The following is an 18,660-nucleotide window of genomic DNA, read 5'->3' on the forward strand; positions in this document are numbered from 1 at the left end:
TTTCTTGAATAGTTGATGGTACGCGGAACCTGCGCGGGCGGTCGCAAATTACCCTCCTATCCGGCTGCCATGTCCCGTCCAAGGGGGCGTGGAGGGCCCAAATCCCGCCGAAATACCGCCAAACGATCCCCACCACGAGTCCATCGATGAATCTTCACGAACTGAAATCGAAGTCCCCGACCGAGCTGCTGGGCTTTGCCGAGGAGCTGCAGATCGAGAACGCGAACACCCTGCGCAAGCAGGACATGATGTTCGCGATCCTCAAGCAGCTTGCCGAGCGTGAAGTGGAGATCACGGGCGAGGGCGTGCTGGAAGTCCTGCAGGACGGCTTCGGCTTCCTGCGTTCCGCCGAGGCGAACTACCTGCCCGGCCCGGACGACATCTATGTCAGCCCCAACCAGATCCGCCGCTTCGGCCTGCGCACCGGCGACACCATCGAGGGCAGCATCCGCGCCCCGAAAGACGGCGAGCGCTACTTCGCGCTGCTCAAGGTCAACACGATCAATTACGAGGACCCGGAGAACAGCCGGCACAAGGTGCATTTCGACAACCTGACGCCGCTCTATCCGACCGAGCGCCTGCGCATGGAAATGCCGCAGACCGAGGAGGAGGCGCCGGCCGCGGCCGCCCCTGTGGTCAAGGGCTCGACCCTGAAGAGCCGCAGCAAGACCGAGAAGATCATTTCGCAGCCGAAGCGCGACGTGTCGGCCCGCGTGATCGACCTGATCGCGCCGCAGGGCAAGGGCCAGCGCGCGCTGATCGTGGCGCCGCCGCGCACCGGCAAGACCGTGCTGCTGCAGAACATCGCCCATGCGATCAGCCACAACCATCCGGAAGTCTATCTGATCGTCCTGCTGATCGACGAACGGCCGGAAGAAGTCACCGACATGCAGCGCACCGTGAAGGGCGAGGTGATCTCCTCCACCTTCGACGAGCCGGCCTCGCGCCACGTGCAGGTGACCGAGATGGTGCTGGAGAAGGCCAAGCGCCTGGTCGAGCACAAGCGTGACGTCGTCATCCTGCTCGACTCGATCACGCGCCTGGCACGCGCCTACAACACCGTGGTGCCATCCTCGGGCAAGGTGCTGACCGGCGGCGTCGACGCCAATGCGCTGCAGCGGCCGAAGCGCTTCTTCGGCGCTGCCCGCAACATCGAGGAGGGCGGCTCGCTGACCATCATCGCCACCGCGCTGATCGATACCGGTTCGCGCATGGACGAGGTGATCTTCGAAGAGTTCAAGGGCACCGGCAACTCGGAAATCGTGCTCGACCGCAAGCTGGCCGACAAGCGCACCTTCCCGGCCATCGACATCACCAAGTCGGGCACTCGCAAGGAGGAGCTGCTGGTCGACAAGGGCACGCTGGCCAAGATGTGGGTTCTGCGCCGCATCCTCATGCCGATGGGCGGCCAGGACGCGATGGAATTCCTGCTCGACAAGATCAAGCACAGCAAGACCAATGCCGATTTCTTCGACTCGATGAATACCTGAGGGTCGGACCCTTCGGGGCTTCAGCGGGCGGGAGGCGACTCCCGCCCGTTTTGTTTCGGGGTGTCTTGGCGCCGCGCAAAACCCGCCTAGTTTTTCCGCCGCGGCCATGACGGCCGCCTATGGAGGTGAAGACATGCGGAAGGCGCTTCTCACCCTTGCCGGCCTGGCGCTGGCCGCGGCTCCGGCCGCCGCAGCCGAGAAGACCATCACGATGAACGCGATCTCGGCTTCCGGCATCGGGCCGTCGATCGGCACGATCACCGCAAGGGACACGGCGCAGGGGCTGATGCTGATCCCGCAGCTGTCCGGCCTTTCGCCGCCCGGGCCGCACGGCTTCCATGTCCATGAGAAGCCCGATTGCGGACCGGGTCCGGGCGCGAACGGCCAGCCCGCGCCGGGCATGGCGGCCGGCGGCCATTACGATCCGCACAAGACGGGCAGGCATCACGGGCCGCACAGGGATGCGGCCGGCCACAAGGGCGACCTGCCGCCGCTGGTGGTCAATGCCGATGGCAGCGCGACCCTGCCGGTGCTTGCGCCGCGCCTGAAGGTCCGCGATCTCAGCGGCCGCGCGCTGATGATCCATGCCGGCGGCGACAATTATGCCGACGAGCCGCAGCCGCTCGGCGGCGGCGGCGGGCGCATCGCCTGCGGCGTGGTCCGATAGGCGTCTTTGCGGTTCGACGCCGCGGCGCGCTGCGCTAGACTGCGGCCATCATCATGATGGCCGACCGGAAAGACTGGCTGGATTTCGCCCGCGATGCGCAGAGCGGCACCGAGGCGGTGCAGGCGCGGTTCCATGCCCATGCCTATGACCCGCATTTCCATGACCAGGTACTGGTCGGCGTGACGCTGCAGGGCGTGCAGCAGTTCCGCTGCCGCCGCGCCATCCACCGCAGCACGCCCGGCCGCGTCATCCTGATGGAGCCGGGCGAAACCCATGACGGCGAGGCGGTGATCGAGGACGGCTTCACCTATGCCATGCTGTATTTCGCGCCGGACTGGCTGCGGCAGGCCGGGGCGGACTATCTGGGCCGCAGCGACGCGCCGCAGATCCTCGCCTTCCGCGAGACGCTGAACGACGATGCGGCGCTGGGCCAGGCGATCGTGACGGCCTGCAGCCGGATGCTGCGGCGCGAGGGCCGCATGGCGCGGGAGGCGGCGCTGGATGCGGTGCTGCCGCATCTGCTGCGCCGCGCGGGAGAGACGGATGCCAGCCAGGCCGCCCATGCGGCGCCGCGAATTGCCAGCCGCGCCCGCGACATCATCGAGGCGCGCTACGACAGCGATCTCGGCCTGGAAGAACTCGCTTCGCAGACGGGCACCGACCGCTTCCGCCTGACCCGCGCCTTCAAGGCGGCCTACGGCATCGCGCCGCATGCCTATCTGGTGCAGCGGCGGCTCAACCGGGCGCGGCAGCTGCTGGCAAGGGGGGAGGCGCCGGCCGAGGTCGCCGCCGCGACAGGCTTCGCCGACCAGAGCCATCTCGGCCGCTGGTTCCGCCGCGCCTTCGGCATGACGCCGGCCGATTACCGGCGGCGCTGCACGGATCTTCCAGACGCTGTCATCGCCTGACGGCATCCTCGCCGCGGATTTGCCGCAGGGAGTTGCCGTGTTCACCACCAGGATCGCCATCGTCGTGCGCGACGATCTCGCCGTCTGGCAGAAGCTCAACGTCACCGCCTTTCTCTCCAGCGGCATCGCCGCCGCCGTCCCGGAATGCATCGGTGCGCCGTATCGCGATTCGGCTGGCCGCAGCTACACCGCCATGATCGGCCAGCCGATCCTGGTCTTCGCCGCCGCGCAGGCGGATCTGCAGCGCGTGCATCGCCGCGCCTGCGAAGCCGGGCTGACCGTCGCGCCCTATGTGGAGGCGATGTTTGCCACCGGCCACGATGCCGCGAACCGCGCGGTGTTTGCCGAAACCGGCATTGAAAGCCAGCTCTGGGCCGGCCTCGCGCTGCATGGCGAGCGCAAGGCAGTCGACAGGACGGTGAAGGGGCTGAAGCTGCATCCCTGAGGCCGGCCGGCAAAAAAAAGGTCATGGCGCGGAGGAGCGGCCATGACGTTTACCGGAGTCCGCTGGAGTCCATTACGGTTCACTGGAGCCCGCTATGGCCCGCGGGAGTCCGCCAGAGCCCGCTGCGGTCCACTGCAGCCCACTGGAGTCCGCTGGAGCCCATTCGAGCCCGCTGGAGTCCGTGACGGTTCGCGGTGCTTCAACGAGTCTCACTGGACCACGCCGGTTGCGCTTCGCGGCTCCCGCCCGACCGGCAGGTATAAAGGGGTATATCGGCCCCGCCGCAGGGGCAGGGGCTTCTATGGCCTATGCACGATGCACAACAGCAACAGAGTAAGTATAGAACATATTGCGAACAAAGACAAGGGCAATCCGGCCCCCGCTGCTTCGGATCTGTAAAAAATCGCTTCGGGAATGATTTTCCTCTTGTGACTGAAAATCATTCGCATATACTGAGGGCATCGCCGTTGGCTTCCACCCGCCGGCGCGATTTCAGGGTCGCCCCGTCAAATGCTGGTCTGACGGGGTCAGCGGCTGGCCCGGTAGCATGGGGCGTACCGGGCCAGCCCGACCTTACAATTTGGTAATGTGAAATAAAATTAAATACACATTATCCTGCAAATCCCTGTTGACCTCAGAGAACATTGCTGTAAATATCCGCTCGTCCGGTTCGTCCGGGCCGCGGATTTGAAGGGCAGCTTGCGCCGCGCACCAATGCTAAAGCGCCACGACGGCAGTCGTGGGCCCATTATCGGAGTTGACCCATGACGATGTTTTCCTGCCGTCCCACCCCGCTCTGTTGTTGTCGCTGACCGCCTGATTTCCACCAGCGTGTTCTGACCGACATCCGCCGGCTTCTGGCCGGCCAACGGAGTATTCCCATGAGTGAAGCCTATGTGATCGAGGCGGCCGGCGAGGCCGCCGGCCTTGTCGTCCGCCAGAGCCGTCAGTCCGGCGGCGGGTTCCGCTTCTTCGCCTCACTGCCGCGTTACGCGGCCCTGGACCAGCAGGTCTTCCGCCGCGCCGACGATGCGGCACGGGCCGCGCGGGCGCTCGGCAGCGCCAACGACAACCGTCCCCTGAAAGTCCGGAGGCCGTCATGACCGCCGCGTCGCTCGCACGCCCGGCCCTGGCCACCCGCCTGCAGGCCGCGATCGGGGCGTTCCTCGCACCGGAACGTTTGCTTCCGGCGGGCAATGATAACCATCCGGACCTGCATGCCGGTTCGCTGACCGATCCGCTGGCCCTGCCGCCGGAATGGAACCATGCGGGCGACCTGATCGCCCTGAGCTTCCTGCCTTTTGAGCGCTGATGACATGATTGAGCTTGAGAAACTGACCAAGCGCTATGCCGGTCCGTCCGGCAGCGTGGAAGCCCTGCGCGATGTTTCGCTTTCGGTGGCGCCGGGCGAGATATTCGGCGTGATCGGCCGCAGCGGCGCCGGCAAGTCGACCCTGATCCGCTGCATCAACCTGCTGGAACGGCCGACGGCCGGCCGCGTCCGCGTCGCCGGCCGCGACCTCACGGCCCTGTCCGCCGCCGAACTGCGCGCCGCGCGGCGCGAGATCGGCATGATCTTCCAGCATTTCAACCTGCTGTCCTCGCGCGACGTGTTCGGCAATGTCGCGCTGCCGCTGGAACTGCGCGGCGAAAGCCGGGCGGCCATCCGCGACAAGGTCATGCCGCTGCTCGACCTGGTCGGGCTGAGCGACCGCGCGGACCGCTATCCGTCCCAGCTCTCGGGCGGGCAGAAGCAGCGCGTCGGCATTGCGCGCGCGCTGGCCACCGATCCGAAGGTTCTGCTCTGCGACGAGGCGACCTCGGCACTGGATCCGGAAACCACCGACCAGATTCTCGAGCTGATCCGCGACATCCGCGACCGGCTGAATCTCACCGTCGTGCTGATCACTCACGAGATGGCGGTGGTGAAGGAAATCGCCGACCGCGTCGCCGTCATGGAGCGCGGCAGCGTCATCGAGCATGGCGCGACCTACGATGTCTTCACCCGGCCGCAGCATGCCACGACGCGCAGCTTCGTCGCCGACCTGATCGGCTTCAACCTGCCGCCGGCGCTGGAGAAGCGGCTGGCCGCGGCGCGGCTGGAGGGCAACAGCCGGCTCTGGCGCCTGCTGTTCACCGGACCGCATGCCGACGATCCGGTGATCGCCGAACTGTCGCGCAATCTCGGCCTTGATCTCGCCATCCTGCATGGCCGGATCGACGAAATCCAGGGCCGCCCCTTCGGCGTGATGGTGGTGCAGGCCCGCGGCGACGATGCCCGGCTGGCCGCCGCCAAATCCTATCTCGCCAGCCGCAAGATCCAGGTAGAGGAACTGAACGATGTCGTCACAATTGATCGCGCTGCTGTTTGACGGTCTGATCGAGACGCTGATCATGGTCGCCGTTTCCGGCGGCATCGCGGCCCTGCTGGGGATTCCGCTCGGCGTCATCCTGATCCTCACCGATACGGGCGGCATCCTGCAGAACGCGCCGGTGAACCGCGTGCTCGGCCTCATCGTCAATGCGGCCCGCTCCACGCCCTTCATCATCCTGATGGTCGCGGTGATCCCGTTCACGCGCCTGGTGGTCGGCACCTCGATCGGCACGGCGGCTGCCATCGTGCCGCTCACCATCGCCGCGATTCCCTTCATCGCGCGTCTGGTGGAAACCGCCCTGCGGGAAGTGCCGGCCGGCCTGATCGAGGCGGCGCAGGCGATGGGCGCCACGCCGTACCAGATCGTCACCAAGGTGCTGCTGCCCGAGGCTCTGCCCGGCATCGTCGCCGGCCTCACGATCACGCTGGTCAGCCTGATCGGCTACTCCGCCATGGCCGGGGCGGTCGGCGGCGGCGGCCTCGGCGATATCGGCATCCGCTACGGCTACCAGCGCTTCCTGCCCGAAGTGATGCTCGCCGTCGTCGTGGTTCTGATCGTCTTCGTGCAGGGCGTGCAGTCGCTCGGCGACCGCCTCGTCCGCCGCCTCAGCCATCGTTGATTTGTGTAACGCGTAAACAAGCCTCCCCGAAGAAAAGGAAGAAGAAGATGTCTCTCTCGCTTACCCGTCGCTCGCTCGCAGCCCTGGCTGTCGCCGCCCTGCTGCCGCTTTCGGCCCAGGCGCAGGACAAGCCGATCAAGGTCGGCGTCACCGCGGGCCCGCATGCCGAGATCATGGAAGTGGTCAAGAAGGTCGCTGAAAAGGACGGCCTGAAGATCGAAATCGTCGAGTTCAGCGATTACGTGCAGCCGAACGCGGCACTGAATGCCGGCGACCTCGATGCCAATTCCTACCAGCACCTGCCCTACCTGGAGAACCAGATCAAGGACCGCGGCTACAAGCTGACCAACATCGCCTGGACGGTGAACTTCCCGATGGGCGCCTATTCCAAGAAGGTGAAGGCCATCGGCGAGGTGAAGGAAGGCTCGCGCGTCGCGATCCCGAACGACCCGACCAATGGCGGCCGCGCGCTGCTGGTGCTGGAATCGGCCGGCCTGATCAAGCTGAAGAAGGATGCCGGCCTGAAGGCCACGCCGCTCGACATCGCGGAGAACCCGAAGAAGCTGCGCATCGTGGAGCTGGACGCCGCACAATTGCCGCGTGCCCTGGATGAAGTCGAAATCGCGGTGATCAACACCAATTACGCGATTCCGGCCGGTCTGAAGCCCACGCAGGATGCGATTGCCATCGAAACCCCGAAGTCGCCCTACGTCAATCTGATCGCGGTGCGCACGCAGGAGAAGGATCGGCCGGAATTCGCCAAGCTGGTGAAGGCCTATCAGTCGCCGGAAGTGAAGGCATTTGTGGAACAGAAGTACCAGAAGGCGGTTGTTGCCGCCTGGTAACTGCTTCGACCGTCCGTCTCGTTTCCTCCCCGACGACGGATGCAAACTGGCCCGCCGGCAGCGAATCGCCGGCGGGTCTTTTTATGTCGCGGTGCTTCGGGCCCGCTTCACCAGGCGCACCAGTTCCGCCCGCGCGGCCTCGGCATCGGTGACGATGCGGTCGAAGCCGAGCCGTGCCACATCGTTGCCGCGGACCAGGTCGGCGCCTTCCGGATCGATGCCGCTCAGCCGCCAGCCATCGCCGCTGCGGCCCAGCAGCCGGGTCGCGTAAAGCTGCACGGCATCGGTATGCTCGCCGTTCATGTGCGCCAGAATATCCGCCTCCGCCTCGCGCAGGGCCGGCGCGGCGTCCAGCAGGTAATCCTTGATCCAGTGGATGCGGCCGAAGCCGGCCACGATATGCGCGCGTTCCACGGTGATGCGGTAGAAGGCGAAATCGGCGAAGCCGGCATACATGCCCGCCGATGGATGCCGGGCGAGGAAACGCGCCCGGTCCTGCGGATCGGCGCTGCGCAGGGCGTGGCCCTGCAGCGTCACGCGCGGCCCGGTCAGCGGCTCGTCGAATCCCGCCGTGCCGTCGCACAGCAGCGACACGCGCGGATCGGCCTCGAGATTGCGGGTATGCTCCGCCAGTCGCGAGATCAGCAGCAGCGGCGTGGCATCATGATCGAAGGCAACCAGCACCAGCGAGGCGTAGGGGCCGCTGCCATCGGCCATCGCGGTTGCCAGCGTTGCCGTGCGGCAGGCGCGCGCAACCGCACGCGCCTGCTCTGCCGGTGTCCTGGTGCCTGCTTCGCCCATCAGGGCAGCAGCAGGGTCGAGCCGGTGGTCTTGCGCGATTCGAGATCGGCATGGGCCCTGGCGGCATCCTTCAGGGCATAGGTCTGCTTGATCTCGATCTTCACCTTGCCCGATTTGACCACGTCGAACAGCGCATTGGCCGAGCCGACGAGGTCCTCGCGCCTGGCGGTATAGGTCACCAGCGTCGGCCGTGTCACGAACAGCGAGCCCTTCGGCGCCAGGATGCCGATATCCACCGGTCCGACCGGACCCGAGGCATTGCCGAAGCTGACCATCAGGCCCAGAGGCCGCAGGCAGTCGAGCGAGCCGGCCCAGGTATCCTTGCCGACGCCGTCATAGACGACGGGCACGCCTTCGCCCTTGGTGATCTCCTTCACGCGCTCGACGAAATTCTCGCTCTTGTAGTTGATCACATGGTCGTAGCCATGCTCGCGGGCTAGTTTCGCCTTCTCGTCGGAGCCGACGGTGCCGATCACGGTGGCGCCGAGCGCCTTGGCCCACTGGCCGAAGATCAGGCCGACGCCGCCGGCTGCGGCGTGGAACAGCACCGTGTCGCCCGCCTTCACCTTGTAGGTGCGGCGCAGCAGGTACTCCACCGTCATGCCCTTCAGCATCATGCCGGCGGCCTGCTGGTCGCTGATGCCGTCGGGCAGGACGACCACGCGATCCGCCTGCATGAGCCGCTCTTCCGAATAGGAGCCGAGCGGCTGCGAGGCATAGGCGACCCGGTCGCCGACCTTGATGTCGGTCACGCCGGGGCCGACCGCCGTCACGGTGCCGGCGCCTTCCATGCCGAGGTTCAGCGGCAGCGGCAGCTTGTAAAGTCCGGAGCGGTGATAGGTGTCGATGTAGTTGAGGCCTGCTGCCGCATTCTTCAGCCGGATCTGGCCGGGGCCGGGATCGCCGACCTCGACCTCCTCCCATTTCATGACTTCGGGGCCGCCGGTCTGATGAATCCGGATTGCATGCACCATTGTTGCTGTCCTTTTCTGCGGGAGGTCTGTTTTCGTTACGCGAGATGCTTCTTGAAGAACTCGGCGGTGCGCTGGTTCGCGGTATCCGCGGCCGCCTTGTCGTAATGTTCGCCGCCGACGCGGGCGAAGGCATGATCCTTGCCCTGATATTCATGCAGCGTGACGTTCGGATTGGCCGAGACCGCGGTCTTGACCTTCTGCTGCTGGTCCTTCGGCACGAACTTGTCCTCGGTGGCGACATGCATCATCAGCGGCTTGCGGATGTTGGCCACCTCGCCCAGATGCTCGGCCAGCATGACGCCGTAATAGGAAACGGCGGCATCCACGTCGCTGCGGCAGGCCATCAGGAAGGCCAGCCGGCCGCCGAGGCAGTAACCGACGGTGCCGACCTTGCCGGTCACGGCGGGCAGCTGGCGCAGCGCGGCCAGCGACGCCTTGAGGTCGTCGACGCCCTTGTCGAGATCGAAGCCGCCGAACAGCTTGAAGGCCTTGTCCCATTCCTCCTTGGTCTTGTCGGTGATGTCGACGCCGGGCTCCTGGCGCCAGAACAGGTCGGGACAGAGGGCGACGTAGCCCTGGCGCGCCAGGTCGTCGCAGATGTCGCGCATCACCTTGTTGACGCCGAAAACCTCCTGGATGACCAGGATGCCGGGGCCCTTGCCGGATGCCGGTTCTGCCAGATAACCGGAGAAACTGCCGCTGCCGTCGCTCGCCTGGATGGTGATCGTCTTGCCCATCGCGTCCTCCTGTTTTTATGACCGCAGGACTTTAGCGAAAGGTTGCCGCCGCAAGCAAGCCGAGGCGCGGTTGCGGATCAGCCGCCGACCGGCGGTATCGCGGCGGCCAGCGCCATGTTGACCGTCTCGCCGTCATCGGAAAGCGGCAGGATCAGCCCCTCGAAGCGGTAATGCCGCAGCCGCGTTGTGAAATCGCGCAGCACGCGTTGCGGCCGCCGGTTCTCGACCACCCATGTGAGGTCGCGGTGGGCAACCTCATGGAATTCCGGGTCGCGGACGTCCGTCGGCGTGCGGAATTCCGCCCCCAGATCCAGCATGCGTTCCATCTGGCCGCCCAGCACGCGGATGACGAACCGGTCGGCACCGTCACGCAGGTCGAACAGGTTGACCCAGCCGATGGCGTAGCGGAAATCGACCGGGTCGATCTCGGCGCGCGAGGGCGCCATCCGGCCCGCGCGTTTCGTCTCCCAGTACTGGTACAGCCGCTGCAGGACCGGATGCTGCAGCTGCGCGGCGATATCGTCGGGCAGGGCGCCCGACACGGGCAAGCCGCTATTCTCGTCCCGTCCTGCGGTCATGGCCGTCTTGCCGTTGCGCTGTCAGTGCTGCAGGAGAGTAGGGCGGATCAGGCGGCTTTCGTCAACGCCGGCGATCATCTGTGCCCGCGGCGTCAGAACAGGCTGACCTGCTGCGGCGGCACATAGGCGCCTTCATGGCGCAGCAGCCACTGCTTGGTGTTCACGCCGCCCTTGCCGGAATAGCCGCCCGCCTCGCCGCCCGCCGCCAGGATGCGGTGGCAGGGGATGATGACCGGGATCGGATTGGCGCCGCAGGCCTGGCCGACCGCGCGCGCATCGCTGCCCGCCAAGCCGCCGATGGCCCTGGCGCATTCGCCGTAGGTCCGGGTGGAACCGGCCGGGATCGCGCACATGAAATCCCAGACGGCGCGCTGGAAGCGGCTGCCGCCGGGCTGCAGCGGCAGGTCGAACCGGAAATGCCCGTCGGCGAAATAGGCCTGCAGCTGCCGCGCGGCCTCGGCCAGCAGGGGCGAAGTTCCCGACGCAGTGCCCGGCCGGCCGCGCCAGTCGATATCGGTGATCGCCTCCGCCGTGGCCGTGACGGTCAGCGGCCCGAGCGGGCTGTCGATGCAGATCCAGTCGAATTCGGGCTTATCCGCCATGGGGTTGGTCGCTCCGGCTCTGGACTTGGAGCCCTCTGCCACTATGGTTACGCATCCCCTTATTGATATCACGGCCGACCCTTCCGGAGTATCCGCTTATGACGCAGTCATCCGCCGCCCAGGCGCCTGTCCCGGCGCCCGCCCAGACACCCGTGACGGTGCTGACCGGCTATCTCGGCGCCGGCAAGACCACGCTTCTGAACCGCATCCTGACCGAGCCGCACGGCAAGAAATACGCCGTGATCATCAACGAGTTCGGCGAGATCGGCATCGACAACGACCTGGTGGTCGACGCCGACGAGGAAGTCTTCGAGATGAACAACGGCTGCATCTGCTGCACCGTGCGCGGCGACCTGATCCGCATCATCGAAGGCCTGATGAAGCGCAAGGACCGCTTCGACGCCATCATCGTCGAGACCACCGGCCTGGCCGATCCGGGTCCGGTGGCGCAGACCTTCTTCGTCGATGACGAGGTCGCGCGCCGCACCAAGCTGGATTCCATCGTTACCGTGGTGGATGCGCGCCACCTTCCGGCGCGGCTGAAGGACAGCCGCGAGGCCGAGGAGCAGATCGCCTTCGCCGATGTCATCATCCTGAACAAGACCGATCTGGTCAGCGCGGAAGAGCTTGCCGAGGTCGAGCGCCGCATCCGCGCGGTCAATGCCTATGCGCCGATCCACCGCGCCGCCCGCTGCGACGTGCCGCTGGACAAGGTGCTGGACCGGGGCGCCTTCGACCTGAACCGGATCGTCAGCCTGGAACCGGATTTCCTCAAGGCCAACCCGGCCCATGGCGAGCCGGGCCATGTGCATGACGAGCATTGCGGCCACGAGCATGATCACGGGCACGGCCATCACCACAATCCGCCCCATGGCGAACCCGGCCATGTTCACGACGAGCATTGCGGCCACGACCACGGCGACAGCCTGCACGACACGACGGTGCGCAGCGTATCGCTGACCGTGGATGCGCCGGTCGATCCGCGCAGGTTCGACGCCTGGATCGGCGAGCTGCTGGCGACCCAGGGCCAGAATATCCTGCGTGCCAAGGGCATTCTCGATCTCAAGGGCAGCGACAAGCGCTTCGTGTTCCAGGCCGTGCACATGATCAAGGACGGCGACTTCCAGCGGCCCTGGCGCACGGACGAGAAGCGCTTCTCGCGTCTGGTGCTGATCGGCCGCGACCTTGACGGCAAGCAGCTGCAGCAGGGTTTCGATGCCTGCCGCGCCTGATCCCAGGGTCGCGCCGGGACAGATCGGTTTCCGCGCCTATCTCTGGCAGTTCAAGTCCGCGATCGTCGCCGCCGGCGTCGCGGAGGCGGCGGGCATCGCCGGTTTCGGGCTGGGCGACGGTTCGATCGCGCTGCGCGTTCTGGCCGAGCCGGAAGCACCGACCACGCGCCGGCTGATCGCCCATGAGGATGCGGCGCTGCTCTGCATGGCGGTTGCGCCCGACGGGCAGGGATTCGTCTCGGGCGGCGATGACGGCCGGCTGATGCTGACCACCGCCGCCGGCGAAGGCCGCCTGCTGGCAGAAGTCCCGCGCAAGTGGATCGAGCATGTCGCGGTCGCCGATAATGGCAGCGCCATCGCCTATTCCGCCGGCAAGCGCGTCGGGCTGCTGGACGGCAGGGGCGGCGTTATCGCCGTTCTGGAAGACCATCCGAGCACCGTCGCCGGCCTCGCCTTCAACCCGAAGGGCAAGCGGCTGGCGGCGGCGCATTACGGTGGTGTCAGTCTCTGGTGGGTGAAGAGCGAGGCCCAGACGCCCAAGCGGCTCAGCTGGAAAAGCTCCCATGTCGCCGTGACCTGGTCGCCCGATGGCAGGTTCGTCATGACCGGCACGCAGGAGAACGAGATGCATGGCTGGCGGCTGGCCGACTCCGCCGACATGCGGATGAGCGGGTATCCGTCCAAGCCGAAAAGCTTCTCCTGGTCGCGCGACGGCCGCTGGCTGGCCACCGGCGGTGCCGATGTCGTGGTGGTCTGGGATTGCAAGGGCAAGGGCCCGATGGGCAGCAGGCCGGAAGAGGTCAACCAGGGCGCCCTGGTGACGGCGGTGGCTTTCCATCCGCGCCACAGCCTCGTGGCTTCGGGCCATGCCGATGGCCTGATCCGGCTTGGCCGCCTCGCCGACAACTCCGGCACGGTTCTGGAGCAGGTCGGCAACGGACCGATCACGGCGCTGAGCTGGACCAGCGACGGCCGGTATCTGCTGGCCGGCGGCGAGGACGGCGCCGCGGGGATTCTGGATTTCGGGACGGGCTAGGCGTCAGCGCGCGACGCGCGCGGCCCTGGCGATCCGCAGCAGCGCATCGCCGCAGGCCGCCGCCGCCGGCATGCCGGTGCTCTTCGCCGTCAGCTCGGCCTCGGTGAGGATTTCCAGCGCGCGCATCAGGCGGTCGCTCGACCATTGCCGCAGCTGGCGCTCGAAACCGTCCTTGCGGGTCCAGTGCACGCCCAGCCGCTGCGGATCGATCCTGTTGCCGGCCTCGCGGCCGGCGGCAGCAAGGTGCAGCTTCTGGCCATGCTTCTGGGCCACGCGCAGGATCGCCACCGGCGATTCACCGGCGCCCTCGCAGCGGGTCAGCGCATCGGTCAGTCCGGCAAAGTCGCCGCCGAAGGCCGCAAAGGCAGCGTCATCCAGGAACAGCGTCGCATTGTCGCCGACCACGGCCTCGCAATCGGCGAGGCTGATCGGCGACGGATCGTCGCCCTTGTAGAGCAGCAGCTTGGCGATCTCGCTGCGGCTGATCATGCGGTCGGCGCCGAGATTGTCGGCCAGATAGGCGACGGCATCGGGAGCGATGCGCTTGCCGGCTTCCTCGGCCATCTGCTCGATCAGCCCGTGCAGGCTGCGCTGGTCATCGGCATAGCAGCCGATTGCCACGGCATTCTCGGCGGCCTCGAAGGCGGCGCGCAGGGACGAGCGGCCGGCCAGCTCGCCGGCTTCCACCACCAGGAACGACTCGCCCGGCATCGCGTCGAGAAGGCCTTCGAAAAGTTTGGCGTTGCGATCGCCGGCGCCGGAAACCATCACCACGCGGCGGCCGCCGGTCAGCGCCATGGCGCCGACCTCGTCGGCCAGGCGCGCCGGATCGTCCTGCAGCTGCGCGCCGGTCAGCGTGGAGACGCGGAAGGGGTCGCTCAGATCGTCGACGACGGTTTTCGCCAGTGCCTTGGCGCGTTCGCGGATCAGGCCGGCATCGCTGCCGAACAGCAGCGCGGCGCGAATACCCGGCCGCGGCTTGCGGACGAAGGCTTCGACCTCGCGCGGCTGCAGCTTCATTGGGCTGTCGGCATGCCCGCTCGTGGCAGCGGCTGCAGCTCCTGCGCCTGTCTTGGCGCCTCGTGCCGCCAGCGGTCGAAGTAATTTGCCAGCCGGATCCGGATCTGCTCGGCGGCATCCCGCATCGCGCGATTACGGGCATCGCGCTCGGTAATCAGGTTGGCGTAGTCGTTGGTGGTCTGGTTGAACGAGGCACGGCTGGTGGCTGAGGTGGAGAGGATGGTCGCGCCGCTTTCGTAATCGTGCAGGGTCGCCGATACGGAGAAAACGAGATTGCTGCGGGTAATTTCCTCTCTGCGGGTTACGAAAACCGAGCCGACCGATTCCGTAATGCGGTAATTCAGCAGATAGCGCGGCCGGTCGGGGCTGCCTTTCGGGGTCAGGATATCGAGCAGCCTGTTGCGCAGCAGCTGTTCGCCGCGGTCATCAGGCTGGGCAATGGCGATCTGGGCGAACTCGGGGACGACTTCGGTTCCATCACCGCTGCCGTAAAGCGGCCGGAACCCGCAGCCGGCCAGCGCCGGAAGCGTGAGCAGCAGACAGAACGCGCCGGCCCTAGACCACGACATTGACGATCCGGTTCGGCACGACGATCACCTTGCGCACCGGCTTGCCCTCCATGGCCCGCTGCACGTTGTCGTTGGCGAGCGCCAGCTGCTCGAGTGCCGTCTTGTCCATGTCGCGCGCCACCTCGATGGTTGCGCGCAGCTTGCCCGAAACCTGCACTGCGATGGTCACGGTATCGTCGCGGGCGAGCTCGGCGTCGGCGACCGGCCAGGGCTGTTCCAGCAGCAGGCCATCGCCGTCCAGCGCCTGCCAGATCTCCTCGGCCAGATGCGGCACCATCGGGCCGATCAGGATGGCGAGGGTCTGCAGCGCCTCGCGACGCGCCCAGGCGGTGGCGGCATCATCGCCTTTTGTCGCCTCGAGCAGGTTGGCGAATTCGTGGATGCGGGCAACGGCCTTGTTGTAGTGGAACTGCTCCAGATCCTGGGTCAGCGCGGCGATGGTCTTGTGCAGCGCGCGCCGCAGATCCAGCGCCGCCGCGGGCCATTCGCCGGGCATGGGCGCCGATTTCGCGGCAATCGGTCCCTTCGGCTCGGAGACGAGGCGCCAGAGCCGCTGGGTGAAGCGCCAGGCGCCTTCGATGCCGGCTTCCGTCCATTCCATGTCGCGTTCGGGCGGAGAATCCGAAAGCATGAACCAGCGCGCGGTATCGGCGCCGTAGGTGTCGATGATCAGGCCGGGGTCGATGACGTTCTTCTTCGACTTCGACATCTTCTCCGTGCGGCCGACGGTGACCGGCTCGCCGGTGCGCGCATGCACGACCCGGTCGCCGTCCCGCCTGACTTCGGCCGGCTGCAGCCAGCTTCCGTCTGCCGCCCGGTAGGTCTCGTGGCAGACCATGCCCTGGGTGAACAGGCCGGCAAAGGGTTCGCCACTCTTCAGCGACAGATGCCCGGTATCGCGCATCGCGCGGGTGAAGAAGCGCGAATAGAGCAGGTGCAGGATGGCATGCTCGATGCCGCCGATATACTGATCCACCGGCAGCCAGTAATCGACATCGGCCTTTTCCATCGGCAGATCGGCCCGCGGGCTGCAGAAGCGCGCGAAATACCACGACGAGTCGACGAAGGTGTCGCAGGTATCGGTTTCGCGCCGCGCCGCCTTGCCGCATTGCGGGCAGTCGACATGCTTCCAGGTCGGATGATGGTCGAGCGGATTGCCCGGCTTGTCGAAGGTGACGTCATCCGGCAGCAGCACCGGCAGATCCTTCTCCGGTACCGGCACGATGCCGCAGGCATCGCAGTGGATCACCGGGATCGGGCAGCCCCAGTACCGCTGGCGCGAGACGCCCCAGTCCCGCAGGCGGAAGGTCACGGTGCCCTGGCCGGCGCCGAGTTCCTCCAGCTTCCGGATCGCGGCGCGCTTCGCGCCGGCGACATCCATGCCGTCGAGGAAACCGGAGTTGATCGCCTGGGTGTTCTCGGTTTCGAGAAAGGCCTCATCGCCGATCTCCAGCGCGGTCTGGCCTTTCGGCGCCACGACGGCCTTCACCGGCAGACCGTATTTGCGGGCGAAATCCAGATCGCGCTGATCATGCGCCGGGCAACCGAAGATCGCGCCGGTGCCGTATTCCATGAGCACGAAGTTGGCCACGTAGACCGGCAGCGTCCAGTTCGCGTCGAAGGGATGGATCGCCTCCACCGGAATGCGGTAGCCCTTCTTCTCGGCCTTTTCCAGTTCGGCCTCGGCCGTGCCGGTCTTGCGGCATTCCTCGATGAAGGCGGCGAGTTTCGCATCGCCCTTGGCGATTTCGGCGGCCAGCGGGTGGTCGGCGGCAATGGCGACGAAGCTGGCGCCATACAGCGTATCCGGGCGGGTCGAGTAGACTTCGAGCCTGTCCTGGCGGTCCTTCAGCGCAAAAGAGAAGCGCGCGCCTTCCGACTTGCCGATCCAGTTCTGCTGCATCAGGCGCACGCGTTCCGGCCAGCGCGACAATTCCTCCAGGCCGGCCAGCAGATCGTCGGCATAGGCGGTGATCCGGAAGAACCACTGCGACAGCTTGCGCCGCTCCACCGGCGCGCCGGACCGCCAGCCGCGTCCGTCGATCACCTGCTCGTTGGCGAGCACGGTATTGTCGACCGGATCCCAGTTGACGAAGCTTTCCTTGCGGTAGGCCAGACCCTTTTTCAGCAGGTCGAGAAAGAGTTTCTGCTGATACTTGTAGTAACCGGGATGGCAGGTGGCGAATTCGCGGCTCCAGTCCAGCGACAGGCCCATGCGCTGCAGCTCGCCGCGCATGGTGGCGATGTTGTCATAGGTCCAGGCGGCGGGATGAACCTTCTTTTCCTGGGCTGCGTTTTCCGCCGGCAGGCCGAAAGCATCCCAGCCCATCGGATGCAGCACGTTGAAGCCGCGCGCACGCTTGTAGCGCGCCACCACGTCGCCCAGCGTGTAGTTGCGCACATGGCCCATATGGATGCGTCCCGAGGGATAGGGAAACATCTCGAGGACGTAGTATTTCGGTTTGCCGGGATCGGTCTCGGCGCGGAAAGCCTGCCGTTCTTCCCAGATTTTCTGCCACTTGGCTTCGACCGCCTTCGCGTTGTAGCGGGACATTACGCTTCCGGTTTTTCGAGTTCGTGAAAAGCTTGCGGCGCAGCCTGCGCCGTCAGCGGCGTGCCTCCGCCTCCATGCGGAATTCGCGGGCGCGCTGCAGGATCGCGTTTTCCATGCTGGTGGCGGTCTGCGGTGTGGTGGCCTGATCGACCCAGCCATCGCCCTGGCGGACCTGGCGGAACACGCTGACCCGCAGGCCGTCGGCGCGCAGCGCCCGGTCGAGGATGTAAACCGTCACCTTGAACCGCTCGTCCGGCGTCTGCGGCGGCGTATACCAGTCGGTGATGATGACGCCGCCGAAGGGATCCGCCGAGGCCAGCGGCATGAAGGAGATGGTATCGAGCGTCGCGCGCCACAGGAAGCTGTTGACGCCGATGCCGCCGCTGCCGCCTTCCTCGCTCTTCTTCTTCTGGCCGCCGCCGAAGATGGCCAGGCCGTCGCCACCGAACACACCCTGGCGCGCCGTTGTCGGGGCCGGGTTATAGCTTCCCGTCTGGTCCTTTTCCGGAAAATAGGTCTGGGTTTCGCCGTCATTCGGCGAGGCGCAGCCGGCCAGGGCCAGAAGGGCGGCAATGGCAACCATCGATCCGCGATTCGCGGCGTGGCGGAAGCGGGAAAACGGCGATGCCATCACGGTCATCCTTTGGAAACGCGCAAACATCCCGGACGGATAGCATAGATTCAAGCTGTCCGCCAATTGGCGGCCGGCCTGAATGGTGGGGCCCGGGCTTGCGAAATTCTCCCCCGCCAGTCGCCTGGTATCCGCAGGCGGAGAAAGTCCAATCCTATATTTTGCAAGTAAAATCAAAACATTACATTGAATCGGTCGTGATCGACGGTGACCGGAAGGTTCGCGGCGTTCTCAGCTGCTGCAAAGAGGGAGTGCGACAGCGGGTACCCGGAGCCTGCTCGCCGGCGGCGGCGTTAACCGGACGTTTATACCTGTGGCAACGAGGCTAGAAGAGCATGGCCTCAGGGTCATATAGGCCATTGATTCTACGCAATAATTTAAGCTCGCTCACGCCTTTGTGTGGCGCAGAGGCAACACCAGTGGCAAAAGTACCGCGGAAAGTGCTGCTTTTATTGACACTTGCGGGGTGCGGATGGCTTGATCCCTGCGATCACTCGGCCCGTCTGGGCTGATTGCTCAATCGCTAGCGACTAGCATTGCAACCCAAATCCCGGTGGGAGAGGAAAGAAGAAATGAA

The 18,660-nt window shown here is 66.1% G+C and carries 20 protein-coding genes; 11 read left to right on the forward strand and 9 right to left on the reverse strand.

Annotated features, from left to right (window positions below; translation table 11 throughout):
* Positions 1-146: 146 nt before the first annotated feature.
* The 9 genes from rho to VKZ87_RS02960 all read left to right on the forward strand — a co-directional run bounded on the left by rho (position 147) and on the right by VKZ87_RS02960 (position 7,349).
* Entirely contained in the window at positions 147-1,490 is a 1,344-nt protein-coding gene (gene rho, locus VKZ87_RS02920; RefSeq protein ID WP_324219747.1) for a transcription termination factor Rho, read from the forward strand.
* Positions 1,491-1,623: 133 nt separating this feature from the next.
* Positions 1,624-2,157, forward strand: coding sequence for a superoxide dismutase [Cu-Zn] SodC (gene sodC / locus VKZ87_RS02925; protein WP_324219748.1), 534 nt, complete (start codon positions 1,624-1,626; stop codon positions 2,155-2,157).
* 53 nt (positions 2,158-2,210) lie between these two features.
* The gene (locus tag VKZ87_RS02930) at positions 2,211-3,065 is read left to right on the forward strand and encodes an AraC family transcriptional regulator (RefSeq protein ID WP_324219749.1); all 855 of its coding nucleotides are present in this window, start codon (positions 2,211-2,213) and stop codon (positions 3,063-3,065) included.
* Positions 3,066-3,102: 37 nt separating this feature from the next.
* Positions 3,103-3,510: a DUF2000 family protein gene (locus VKZ87_RS02935; RefSeq protein ID WP_324219750.1), complete on the forward strand. Its 408-nt coding sequence runs from the start codon at positions 3,103-3,105 to the stop codon at positions 3,508-3,510.
* Between the two features lie 881 nt (positions 3,511-4,391).
* A complete protein-coding gene (locus VKZ87_RS02940) occupies positions 4,392-4,613 on the forward strand; it encodes a hypothetical protein (protein ID WP_324219751.1) in 222 nt (73 codons plus the stop codon).
* Positions 4,610-4,822 (forward strand): hypothetical protein, encoded by a 213-nt coding sequence (locus tag VKZ87_RS02945; RefSeq protein ID WP_324219752.1) that lies wholly within the window; start codon positions 4,610-4,612, stop codon positions 4,820-4,822. The genes VKZ87_RS02940 and VKZ87_RS02945 overlap by 4 nt, the downstream gene beginning before the upstream one ends.
* A 4-nt stretch (positions 4,823-4,826) precedes the next feature.
* Complete coding sequence (locus tag VKZ87_RS02950; protein WP_324219753.1) at positions 4,827-5,882, forward strand: methionine ABC transporter ATP-binding protein; 1,056 nt, start codon at positions 4,827-4,829, stop codon at positions 5,880-5,882.
* Positions 5,851-6,504, forward strand: a complete 654-nt coding sequence (locus VKZ87_RS02955) for a methionine ABC transporter permease (RefSeq protein ID WP_324219754.1) — start codon at positions 5,851-5,853, stop codon at positions 6,502-6,504. Before VKZ87_RS02950 ends, VKZ87_RS02955 begins: the two co-directional genes overlap by 32 nt.
* 47 nt (positions 6,505-6,551) lie before the next feature.
* Positions 6,552-7,349, forward strand: a complete 798-nt coding sequence (locus VKZ87_RS02960; RefSeq protein ID WP_324219755.1) for a MetQ/NlpA family ABC transporter substrate-binding protein — start codon at positions 6,552-6,554, stop codon at positions 7,347-7,349.
* A gap of 81 nt (positions 7,350-7,430) precedes the next feature.
* Here VKZ87_RS02960 and VKZ87_RS02965 read toward each other — a convergent pair whose 3' ends face one another.
* The 5 genes from VKZ87_RS02965 to VKZ87_RS02985 all read right to left on the reverse strand — a co-directional run bounded on the left by VKZ87_RS02965 (position 7,431) and on the right by VKZ87_RS02985 (position 11,041).
* Positions 7,431-8,150, reverse strand: coding sequence for a HugZ family protein (locus VKZ87_RS02965; protein ID WP_324219756.1), 720 nt, complete (start codon positions 8,148-8,150; stop codon positions 7,431-7,433).
* Positions 8,150-9,124 carry a quinone oxidoreductase gene (locus VKZ87_RS02970; RefSeq protein WP_324219757.1) on the reverse strand — a complete coding sequence of 325 codons (975 nt, stop codon included), beginning with the start codon at positions 9,122-9,124 and terminating at the stop codon, positions 8,150-8,152. Before VKZ87_RS02970 ends, VKZ87_RS02965 begins: the two co-directional genes overlap by 1 nt.
* Before the next feature lie 35 nt (positions 9,125-9,159).
* Complete coding sequence (locus VKZ87_RS02975) at positions 9,160-9,861, reverse strand: dienelactone hydrolase family protein (protein ID WP_324219758.1); 702 nt, start codon at positions 9,859-9,861, stop codon at positions 9,160-9,162.
* 77 nt (positions 9,862-9,938) lie between these two features.
* Complete coding sequence (locus VKZ87_RS02980; protein WP_324219759.1) at positions 9,939-10,439, reverse strand: PAS domain-containing protein; 501 nt, start codon at positions 10,437-10,439, stop codon at positions 9,939-9,941.
* Between the two features lie 92 nt (positions 10,440-10,531).
* Positions 10,532-11,041: a methylated-DNA--[protein]-cysteine S-methyltransferase gene (locus VKZ87_RS02985; protein ID WP_324219760.1), complete on the reverse strand. Its 510-nt coding sequence runs from the start codon at positions 11,039-11,041 to the stop codon at positions 10,532-10,534.
* Between the two features lie 98 nt (positions 11,042-11,139).
* On the opposite strand from VKZ87_RS02985, the gene VKZ87_RS02990 reads away from it, so the two are divergent.
* Together VKZ87_RS02990 and VKZ87_RS02995 are read left to right on the forward strand one after the other, a co-directional pair.
* Positions 11,140-12,273, forward strand: a complete 1,134-nt coding sequence (locus VKZ87_RS02990; protein WP_324219761.1) for a GTP-binding protein — start codon at positions 11,140-11,142, stop codon at positions 12,271-12,273.
* A complete protein-coding gene (locus tag VKZ87_RS02995; protein ID WP_324219762.1) occupies positions 12,257-13,309 on the forward strand; it encodes a WD40 repeat domain-containing protein in 1,053 nt (350 codons plus the stop codon). Before VKZ87_RS02990 ends, VKZ87_RS02995 begins: the two co-directional genes overlap by 17 nt.
* A gap of 3 nt (positions 13,310-13,312) precedes the next feature.
* Here the strand turns inward: VKZ87_RS02995 and holA are convergent, their stop codons facing one another.
* From holA to VKZ87_RS03015, 4 genes are read right to left on the reverse strand one after another with little or no spacing between them, the layout of a single operon-like run.
* Complete coding sequence (holA, locus tag VKZ87_RS03000) at positions 13,313-14,329, reverse strand: DNA polymerase III subunit delta (RefSeq protein WP_324219763.1); 1,017 nt, start codon at positions 14,327-14,329, stop codon at positions 13,313-13,315.
* On the reverse strand, positions 14,326-14,898 hold the full coding sequence (gene lptE / locus VKZ87_RS03005; protein WP_324219764.1) for an LPS assembly lipoprotein LptE: 573 nt from the start codon (positions 14,896-14,898) through the stop codon (positions 14,326-14,328). The genes holA and lptE overlap by 4 nt, the downstream gene beginning before the upstream one ends.
* A complete protein-coding gene (leuS, locus tag VKZ87_RS03010; RefSeq protein WP_324219765.1) occupies positions 14,885-17,452 on the reverse strand; it encodes a leucine--tRNA ligase in 2,568 nt (855 codons plus the stop codon). Before leuS ends, lptE begins: the two co-directional genes overlap by 14 nt.
* A gap of 52 nt (positions 17,453-17,504) precedes the next feature.
* A complete protein-coding gene (locus VKZ87_RS03015) occupies positions 17,505-18,083 on the reverse strand; it encodes a DUF3576 domain-containing protein (RefSeq protein WP_324219766.1) in 579 nt (192 codons plus the stop codon).
* Positions 18,084-18,660 lie beyond the last annotated feature (577 nt).

This window comes from Ferrovibrio sp. (genome assembly GCF_035304305.1).
Lineage (GTDB): Bacteria > Pseudomonadota > Alphaproteobacteria > Ferrovibrionales > Ferrovibrionaceae > Ferrovibrio.